9 protein-coding genes and 1 tRNA gene are annotated in these 6,000 nt (G+C 54.2%); 6 read left to right on the forward strand and 4 right to left on the reverse strand.

Going from position 1 to position 6,000, the window contains the following annotated elements:
• Positions 1-187: 187 nt before the first annotated feature.
• Entirely contained in the window at positions 188-877 is a 690-nt protein-coding gene (locus BMY54_RS28340) for a crotonase/enoyl-CoA hydratase family protein (protein WP_093441795.1), read from the reverse strand.
• Between the two features lie 295 nt (positions 878-1,172).
• Here BMY54_RS28340 and BMY54_RS28345 point away from each other — a divergent pair.
• Positions 1,173-1,262 (forward strand) — tRNA-Ser (locus BMY54_RS28345).
• 145 nt (positions 1,263-1,407) lie between these two features.
• The gene (locus tag BMY54_RS28350) at positions 1,408-1,728 is read left to right on the forward strand and encodes a YbjQ family protein (RefSeq protein WP_093441798.1); all 321 of its coding nucleotides are present in this window, start codon (positions 1,408-1,410) and stop codon (positions 1,726-1,728) included.
• A 61-nt stretch (positions 1,729-1,789) separates the two neighbouring features.
• Here BMY54_RS28350 and BMY54_RS28355 read toward each other — a convergent pair whose 3' ends face one another.
• Positions 1,790-2,194 (reverse strand): hypothetical protein, encoded by a 405-nt coding sequence (locus BMY54_RS28355; RefSeq protein ID WP_225919972.1) that lies wholly within the window; start codon positions 2,192-2,194, stop codon positions 1,790-1,792.
• Between the two features lie 119 nt (positions 2,195-2,313).
• Here BMY54_RS28355 and BMY54_RS28360 point away from each other — a divergent pair, with 119 nt between their 5' ends.
• The 4 genes from BMY54_RS28360 to BMY54_RS30710 all read left to right on the forward strand — a co-directional run bounded on the left by BMY54_RS28360 (position 2,314) and on the right by BMY54_RS30710 (position 4,050).
• The gene (locus BMY54_RS28360) at positions 2,314-2,502 is read left to right on the forward strand and encodes a hypothetical protein (RefSeq protein WP_093441821.1); all 189 of its coding nucleotides are present in this window, start codon (positions 2,314-2,316) and stop codon (positions 2,500-2,502) included.
• 324 nt (positions 2,503-2,826) lie between these two features.
• The gene (locus BMY54_RS28365; protein WP_016983669.1) at positions 2,827-3,198 is read left to right on the forward strand and encodes a glycine zipper domain-containing protein; all 372 of its coding nucleotides are present in this window, start codon (positions 2,827-2,829) and stop codon (positions 3,196-3,198) included.
• A 137-nt stretch (positions 3,199-3,335) separates the two neighbouring features.
• The gene (locus BMY54_RS31110; protein ID WP_007914081.1) at positions 3,336-3,755 is read left to right on the forward strand and encodes a glycine zipper domain-containing protein; all 420 of its coding nucleotides are present in this window, start codon (positions 3,336-3,338) and stop codon (positions 3,753-3,755) included.
• Positions 3,756-3,876: 121 nt separating this feature from the next.
• Positions 3,877-4,050, forward strand: coding sequence for a hypothetical protein (locus BMY54_RS30710; protein ID WP_174244440.1), 174 nt, complete (start codon positions 3,877-3,879; stop codon positions 4,048-4,050).
• Positions 4,051-4,340: 290 nt separating this feature from the next.
• On the opposite strand, the gene BMY54_RS28375 is transcribed toward BMY54_RS30710, so the two are convergent.
• Both BMY54_RS28375 and BMY54_RS28380 read right to left on the reverse strand, forming a co-directional pair.
• The gene (locus tag BMY54_RS28375; protein ID WP_158561689.1) at positions 4,341-4,736 is read right to left on the reverse strand and encodes an Imm50 family immunity protein; all 396 of its coding nucleotides are present in this window, start codon (positions 4,734-4,736) and stop codon (positions 4,341-4,343) included.
• Between the two features lie 2 nt (positions 4,737-4,738).
• On the reverse strand, positions 4,739-6,000 hold a 1,262-nt coding region (locus BMY54_RS28380), incomplete at its 5' end, for an RHS repeat-associated core domain-containing protein (protein WP_175559681.1).

The raw sequence follows: 6,000 nt of genomic DNA on the forward strand, positions 1-6,000 counted from the left end.
GGCGCAGTGTACGGATGTGCACTGTTTTCGGCAATTGCCGCTATAGAGTGCGGAGATAGCCGATGTTTAAGCGCATGTTTCAGAATGGAGGGTCAGACCTGTCCTAGAGCGGTCGCAGACTTTTAAACCATGCGTGCAAGAAAAAGCCCGACACGACGGTCGGGCTTCTTTTGCGCAGCAGCCGGGCTTAGCCCAGATGCTCCTGATCCTGGATGATCGCGTTATCCAGAGCTTCCAGCAGCGCTTTACGCACCTTCAACTTGGTGTTCTTGTGCGCGAGCATGTTGATCTTTTTCAACTGACGCGCAGCGGCGAGGGCGGCACCTTGCAGCTCTTCGGCGGCAACCACCTTGTCGAGGAAGCCGGCATCCACAGCGCTTTTCGGATCGAACATCTCGCCGTTGATCACCGAGCGGTGGAACGCCGAGCGACGCAGACGATCACGCGCCAACTCGATACCTGCGTTATGCATTGTCATGCCGATCTGCACTTCGTTCAGACCTATGCTGAACGGGCCATCGACACCGATGCGGTAATCAGCAGACAACAGAATGAAAGCGCCTTTCGCCACCGCGTGACCTGGGCATGCGACGATGACCGGGAACGGGTGAGAGAGCAGGCGACGCGCCAAGGTCGAACCCGCGGTTACCAGCGATACGGCTTCCTTAGGGCCGGCGGTCATGACTTTCAGGTCATAGCCGCCGGACAGAATCCCTGGCTGACCGGTGATGATCACGATGGCACGATCAGTCACCGCCTGATCCAGCGCCGCGTTGAATGCCGCAATCACGTCCGGAGAAATGGCATTGACCTTGCCGTTGCTCAAGGTCAAGGTCGCGATACCGTCTTCGAGGTGGTAGGAAATCAACTCACTCATGACGCTATTCCTTGTAAGAAAGATGGGCAGACGTTACCCACCGCCGCAGGCCAGGTAAAGCGCCATGACTGACCCGCCAGTCACCGTTTCCCGACCCACCCTGCATGGCTAGGCGTTCAGCTTCTATATAGAAGGGCCGCGCCCACCGAAGATTGGCCGGTTTGCCATGGCCTGCTAGCGGGCAAAACGACTTTTTCTCTTAACCGCATGAAAATTCTGAAAAAAAGTTTGCCATCGGAAAAGCTTTCGACTACATTAGCGCGCCTCGACAGACAGAACATGTTTGAAGAGATACGGTGAAGTGTCCGAGTGGCTTAAGGAGCACGCCTGGAAAGTGTGTATACAGGAAACTGTATCGAGAGTTCGAATCTCTCCTTCACCGCCATATTCAGTAAACACAAAACCCCTGATTTCGAAAGAAGTCAGGGGTTTTGTGGTTTCTGGTGTCTGGATTTTATTGGCAGCGGCTTGACGTTCGTCTTGAGCGATTACAATTGCGGATTTATTCATCCATATAGGGACGGCATTCCATGATCATTTCCACCACTCACGCCATTGAAGGCCGGCAGATCGTGGCCTACCTGGATATCGTCAGTGCCGAATCGGTGCAGGGCGTCAATGTGATCCGTGACATGTTCGCTGGTATGCGCGACTTTTTTGGCGGCCGCTCGCAGACGCTGGAGCGGGCTTTGAAGGAGGCGCGTATTCAGGCGACCGAAGAAATACGGGAGCGTGCGCGCGCTCTGCAGGCGGATGCGGTGGTCGGGGTGGACTTTGAGATCAGTATGCCCGGCGGGAAGGGCGGGATGGTTGTTGTGTTTGCGACGGGTACGGCGGTGAAGTTGCGCTGAGTTTGTTTGATGGGTGTGTAAGCCCATTCAGAGGTTGAATGGGCTCAATCTTGCGGTGCAATCAGCCTTGTGGCTTGAGGATCACGGTGCCTCTTTCGTCATAGGTCAGTGGTGTGTCGACGGCGACGAGAGGGGGTGTATCAGAAGGCGGGTTGGGTTCGACTGGCTTGCTGGGATGGTAAATGACCCCTGGTTGCAGAACCGGTGTATCCGGACCCGGATACTTGATGGTGATTTCACCGGAAGCGATCTTTTCCTTGAGTTTTTCAGCGCCAGCCTTGCCGGCTGCGATCTGTTCGTCCGTGAGTTTTACGACAGGCATATTCGGGAATCCGTTGATTTGCATGTTCTCTCCTTGAGATTCATTTGTATGAAAAAGGGCAACGGCCTGGCTTTGGAATTCTTTAGCAATCTGGGACCAATGGTTCATCGTCTGTTTAAATTTTTCAGGCCATTCGTCGGGCATCAGGGGATCTGAATCACAAGTCCAGGAATGACCAGCTAGTCTCAAAAGCCATGGAGGTCGATATTTTTTCAGGCAAAAGGGTTTTTGCCGGTGTCGATCTGTTGCGACGGGGCGAAGGTATGACTGATCCGTATATCGAAGACGATGGCGCTGAATTTTCCTTCAATAACTGCGTACGGTGCGGCCAGACCGAGTATCAGTCAGGTTTTGGCGAGGATCCGGTGCAGATCGGCAAAATCAAATCCGCGGCACCCAAGGGACCCAAGGCGAAATTTCTCCCCAGGGTCACCACGCGTTCCAGGAAATAATCGTTCTCTGCATAACCCTGCTACTGAGCGGGGTTTTTTATGGTTGTGGGTTTGAAGAATTTTCCTACAGGTGATGACGGAAAATCAGTCTACTTTCACAAACTTTTCACGTCTGCCGCAGTAGGGTGAAGCCATCCGTTAGAAAGCAAGTCTCCAGCCCGTTTCCCCAGCGGGCTTTTTTTTGCCTGCCACAAAACCTTTTCCAGAATTGCTGTCCAATCGGCGCCGAGTGCGCGCGAGATCCGTGATTTTGGCTGGACTTTCGCGCGACGACGGCATTAAATCCCGGCCCTTTTTGTCATCCCAATTGTTGAGGTTTTCGTCATGCGTTTAACACTGCCTGCTCTGGTTCTGGGGCTTCTGGTTGCTCAAGGTGCAATGGCTGCCGGTGATGGCACTGCTGCGTTGGGCGGTGGTCTGGGTGGCGCACTGGGTAATGTCGTCGGCCAGAAAATGGGCGGCAGCACTGGCGCGGCCATTGGCGCCGGCGTAGCAGGCGCGGCGGGCAGCGCAATGGCGGCGCGCAAGGGGAGCCGGACCAAAGCGGCGATTGGCGGCGGCGTTGGCGCAGCCGGTGGTTCGGTGATCGGCAACAGCCTGGGCGGCAGAACCGGCGCCACGATTGGTGCAGGCCTGGGTGGCGCAGCTGGCGGCGCAGTGGGCAGCAACTTGTCCAAAGGTCACAAGCGTCACTGAGACTAATCCCTTGTCAGAAAAAGCCCGGCTCGATGTCGGGCTTTTTCATGGCTGAACGTTTTCCCCGTTTGCGTCTCCAATCTCACATAGGCCCATGTCTGGGCGGACTGTCCCGCTTCGGGAACTGTGAGGTTCATATGCGCTTGTCATTATCTGCACTGTTTTTCGGTTTGCTGGTAGCACAAGGGGCGATGGCCGCTGGTGATGGTACCGCCGCTGTGGGTGGCGGCTTGGGCGGCGCGCTCGGCAATGTGGTCGGTGGACAACTCGGTGGCAGTACTGGCGCGGCGGTAGGTGCGGGTGTTGGTGGCGCGGCCGGCAGTGCCGTCGGGGCGAATAAACGCAATCGAACTGAAGCGGCCATTGGTGGTGGTCTCGGCGCGGCGGGTGGCTCGGTCGTTGGCAACAGCCTTGGCGGGTCTACGGGTTCGACCATTGGCGCAGGGTTGGGCGGCGCGGCTGGCGGTGCGGTCGGCAATAATCTCGGTGACGATGGTGGGTCCCATTCGGGTGGCGGTCACAAGCACAAGAACAAACATAAAAACCGCCATCATTGATGGAGGGTTAAACGGAAACCCGGCATTTTGCCGGGTTTTTTGCATTTGCTCGTCAGACTCCGGAACGATTGGCTGTAGGGCTTTTCGAACCTCATACACTCCCTGAAATGACGAGGTTGCCATGACTCCTGAAACCGAAGGCAAGGAAGAAAAAGGTTCGAGTGGACTGCCATTTATCAATGATCCGGGGAATGAGGATCCGGGGTCGTTGATGGATGATGCGACGGTGCCGTTGAATGATTCGGATGAGGCGGATATGGAGTATGAAGAGGATGAGGATGAGGATGAGCAGTGATCGGATGTTTGAGAAGATCTGAGCGTCTGAATCCGGATTTTAAGGGCCTGAGTTCAAGAGGTCCTACAAATTTGTTAGTGACTAAAAATGGCTGCCCACCAGTCATTGATCTGGTGAGCGAGTCTAGGTATAGGCGTTTTTTGTAGTGCTAACAATGTGAGATCTCGGATTTAGAGAATTCCAAATTGTCTAGAATCATGCTGAGCAACTGGATGTCGAACTGTTCTCTGTATCTATATAAAATTTTTATGATGCCTCACGGTAATAGAGCACCCGTCGCTCAATAAATTTTAGAAAGGTAACTCTGTTAAATATACGCTAGGTTCTCGCAGTCTTAATGATGATGTGGTAAACGTTACTTTCGAAGTGCTTGATACAGCTGAAATCAGATATCTGTCTCCAATTGGTTGTATGGATAGACTTAAGTTTTTTTGAGTTGGAATGTTGGATGTCGTCAACTCTCTAATTTCACAGCATGTTATTCCGATTCGGCAAGCATTGTATCCTATGGATTCCCATTTTTTCGGAGGAGTGTCCGGCATTTCTCTAATATCAAATGCCAAGGTCAATGTTGAAAGGTTGTTGTCCATGTTTAAAGCGAATAGCTTGATCTCCCCAACGGGTATATTTCTGCTGAATACCATGTTGAAGAGTTTACCTCCTTCTATTTCATTCCAGTATTTCATGGTCATTCCTTGAATGGATAATGATCGCTCGTATTTTTTACTTTGCCATTGCGCGTGTCATCAGCGGGTCGTATGTTTATGTGAGGTCCTTGATCTCCTCGGTTATTTATATCTCCATACTTGTGTCCCGCTGAGTGGTCTTGGAGTGTCAATATAAAACCATCCTCTCGGGTGAATCTATATTCTCTGGTTATAATCGGCTTTCCACTGCTGTCTAGAATGTTATTTCCTTTTCTATCCGTCATGTTGACATAGGTGAACTGCTTCTGCCTGCCACTTACCTCATCAATTTGAATATCTGGCTGTTGCCCTTTCGGAATTCCTGCATCAACTTTTGCCTGTCTGAATGCACCGCGCCTGGAAACCTGTGGTAGCTCAACATCATCAGGTTTTGAACAATTGATCGATTTTCGGCCTTTGGGCGGACAATTGGAACTCAACCCCAACGGATCCACCCACCCCGTCGGATTCGGCACGTACTGGTACTGATTCAGCCCACCCGCCAACTTGATTGGGTCCGGCGTCAGATACCGCCCCAACCTCGGGTCGTAATACCGGTGGCGGTTGTAATGCAGCCCGCTTTCCCCGTCGAAGTACTGCCCCTGAAAGCGCAGCGGTTGGTTCAGGTAATCCTCGCCGGCCAGGGTCAGCGTGGCGACTTTGCCGTAGGCGTCGTATTGCGCGGACCAAACGATGTCGCCGCTGTAGTCGGTGAGTTCCTGCGGGGTGCCGAGGTGGTCGAGTTGGTAGTAGAAGGGGCAGGCTTTTTTCGGGCCTTTGCCGTCGAGCAGTGCCAGCGGGCGGAAGGTGCCGGGTTCGTAGACGTAGCTGCGGTATTCGTGTTCGCTGCTTTCGGCGACGAGGTGGTCGCCTTGCCAGAAGAACTCGGTGGTCTCGCCGTTGACGGTTTTGCGGATACGCCGGCCAAAAGCGTCGTACTGGTAACACGCGGTTTGTCCGTCGGGGCGGGTCAGGCCGATCAGGCGGTGCTGGCAGTCGTAGCGGTATTCAGTGACGAGTGTCTGTGCGCGGCCGCGACGTTCGCGGATCAGGTTGCCGAAGGCGTCGTAGTCGTAATGACGATCGCCTTGCATCAGCAAGCGATTGCCCTGGATCTGGCTGGGGCCGGGGCGGTCCTGCATCAGCAGGTTGCCGGCCGGGTCGTGGGCGAAGGATTCCGGCAGTTCGTCGCGTGAGTGACGGACGCGGATCAGCCGGTCGAGGGCGTCGTAGCCGTAGGTGCGCTGGCCGTGGCGGCTGTCGG

Source organism: Pseudomonas sp. ok266, assembly GCF_900110195.1.
GTDB lineage: Bacteria > Pseudomonadota > Gammaproteobacteria > Pseudomonadales > Pseudomonadaceae > Aquipseudomonas > Aquipseudomonas neuropathica.

Coding starts and splice junctions, on each gene's coding strand:
- BMY54_RS28340 (WP_093441795.1), bottom strand. CDS start 877: ATGAGTGAGTTGATTTCCTACCACCTCGAAGACGGTATCGCGACCTTG.
- BMY54_RS28350 (WP_093441798.1), top strand. CDS start 1,408: ATGATCATTTCCACCACTCACGCCATTGAAGGCCGGCAGATCGTGGCC.
- BMY54_RS28355 (WP_225919972.1), bottom strand. CDS start 2,194: ATGCCCGACGAATGGCCTGAAAAATTTAAACAGACGATGAACCATTGG.
- BMY54_RS28360 (WP_093441821.1), top strand. CDS start 2,314: ATGACTGATCCGTATATCGAAGACGATGGCGCTGAATTTTCCTTCAAT.
- BMY54_RS28365 (WP_016983669.1), top strand. CDS start 2,827: ATGCGTTTAACACTGCCTGCTCTGGTTCTGGGGCTTCTGGTTGCTCAA.
- BMY54_RS31110 (WP_007914081.1), top strand. CDS start 3,336: ATGCGCTTGTCATTATCTGCACTGTTTTTCGGTTTGCTGGTAGCACAA.
- BMY54_RS28375 (WP_158561689.1), bottom strand. CDS start 4,736: ATGAAATACTGGAATGAAATAGAAGGAGGTAAACTCTTCAACATGGTA.
- BMY54_RS30710 (WP_174244440.1), top strand. CDS start 3,877: ATGACTCCTGAAACCGAAGGCAAGGAAGAAAAAGGTTCGAGTGGACTG.